At 40.3% G+C, this 1,972-nt stretch carries 2 protein-coding genes; one reads left to right on the top strand and one right to left on the bottom strand.

The genetic code is table 11. The features are described from left to right. Positions 1 to 240: 240 nt before the first annotated feature. Positions 241 to 1,257 (bottom strand): amidohydrolase family protein, encoded by a 1,017-nt coding sequence (locus tag B4K20_RS12080; RefSeq protein WP_289283061.1) that lies wholly within the window; start codon positions 1,255 to 1,257, stop codon positions 241 to 243. 160 nt (positions 1,258 to 1,417) lie between these two features. On the opposite strand from B4K20_RS12080, the gene B4K20_RS12085 reads away from it, so the two are divergent. Next, the gene (locus B4K20_RS12085) at positions 1,418 to 1,870 is read left to right on the top strand and encodes a protein tyrosine phosphatase family protein (RefSeq protein ID WP_289283062.1); all 453 of its coding nucleotides are present in this window, start codon (positions 1,418 to 1,420) and stop codon (positions 1,868 to 1,870) included. Positions 1,871 to 1,972 lie beyond the last annotated feature (102 nt).

Genomic DNA, 1,972 nt, shown 5'->3' on the forward strand with positions numbered 1-1,972 from the left:
TATTTGATAATTAAACGAACTTCACACCTGTTTCAAAATATAACAATTTTACGGTCTTGGCTGGGCTTTTCTGTCTCATCTCAACGCATAGTCGGTTAACAATCGTGGTAAATCATAGACGCGTTACAATCAAATTATGAATGCAGAGAAACCACTTTTTGTTTCATAACGTCGCTACAGAAAGAGATACACTTAAGATGTTTAGTGTCTTGCTGTGAATGAAGCTGGACAAAACCTTTATCATTCCTTAATCGTATTTATATCTTTAGAGTCAGGTAACAGCGTGAGAAAGTTATCATGAGCAATCGCTTTTGCTACGTCCTCTGGTAGTGCATCTAATACCGGATCAAAACCATGCATAATTTTACCAACATTATCAAAACTACCGACCACATCACTGCCAATCACAAAACGAGTCGGATACTCTTCAAGTAACGCCAGCCATTTAGCTCTGGGCTTACCTTTTTTATCCAATAAGTAGGGGTCAAGCATGGTCCACGATAAATCGATAGTCAGGTTATCGTATTTATCTAATAACTCTTTGAGTAAGGGACGAAGAAATGCCAACTCTTCCTGATGACGATGTAACTCTTTACTGGTGCCAGCATGAGCCCAGATAAATTTCACATCAGGATTCTTTTTTAACGCTTCTTCAATTTCTTCCTGATATAGCGGATTACGTTCACGTTGAGACGTGATATTGCTATGAACTAAGACGGGTAGATCATGTTCTGCAGCCAGCTTATAGACTTTCATCATCGCTTCACTATTGGCTCGAGGCGCGCTGCCATGTATTAAAGCGGTGAGATCGTCATGACGTGTAAACACTTCACCAATGCCTTGCCAAAATCCTGGGTTAAGCTCTAATGCACGACGGATATGGTTCACCGCATTTTTATCATCTGGGTTAAAGCCAGATAAGAAAGGAATAAAGCGTTTCTGTTGTTCAGTACTTAGATTTTCTATCGCAGCGTGTAGCTCAAGATCAGTGCCGCTATACCAATAAATCGGGGCATCATCCCCAGCATAATAGCGTGGTTTTTTGGGTTCATTTTCATCCCATGTCTTGGCAACGGGAATCCCCATAATGACAGCCTGGCTTATATCACTCTCATCCATCACCTTCAGTAAGGCCGGCATGCCATCTGTTTCCTGAAAAAAATCGACGTAATGTAAATGTCCATCTATATAGTCACGTGCTGAGACAAGCTGACTTATCAGCAAGCACGAAAAAGCGAATCCTGTTTTTAACTTCATTGTTATTGTTCATTCTATTTTTATTATTAAAGGTATTCAGAGTGTCAATTCAACAAAGAGTTCACAAAGAGTCGCCATGCCGTTGCTTATCCAATATGATTCATGTTAACAGGTCATGATAATCTTAAAGCGCCATAACAAGAAATGGAGTATTTCGATAATGGAAACCACCATTAAGAATGCGTTGAATGTGACACCTAACATTGCCAGTTCTGCACAACCCACTATCGACGAGTTTGAGCAAATTGCAGAGCAGGGGGTTCAAGTCATCATCAATCTGGCGATGCCTGATTCTACGTCAGCTATTGAAAATGAAGGCAGTATCGTCACCAGTCTAGGTATGACGTATATCCACATACCTGTGCCATTTGACGACCCCGGTCAGACTCATTTAGAGCAGTTTCTTAATATTATGAAAGCATTTTCAGCGCATAAAATCTGGGTTCACTGTGCCATGAACTACCGTGCATCTGCTTTTTTATATCTTTATCTTCGTATTGTTGAAGAGAAACCTGTTTTTGAAGCAAAACGTGCTTTATTAACTGAGTGGTTACCCAACGAAACATGGGCCACTTTTATCAAAGATTCAGAATCACTGTTATTGCCAGAGTGAAAAAAGCTCCGAACTAAAAGTCCGGAGCTGCTTGTTTATAAGTTTAAATCACTCAAACTCGGGTGATCATCAGGACGTCTGCCTAATGCCCAATGAAATAAA

The organism is Methylophaga sp. UBA5088, assembly GCF_002414625.1.
Classification (GTDB): Bacteria; Pseudomonadota; Gammaproteobacteria; order Nitrosococcales; family Methylophagaceae; genus Methylophaga; species Methylophaga marina.

Excerpts from the sequence above, each read along its gene's own strand:
- B4K20_RS12080 (WP_289283061.1), bottom strand. The coding sequence starts at position 1,257 with ATGAAGTTAAAAACAGGATTCGCTTTTTCGTGCTTGCTGATAAGTCAG.
- B4K20_RS12085 (WP_289283062.1), top strand. The coding sequence starts at position 1,418 with ATGGAAACCACCATTAAGAATGCGTTGAATGTGACACCTAACATTGCC.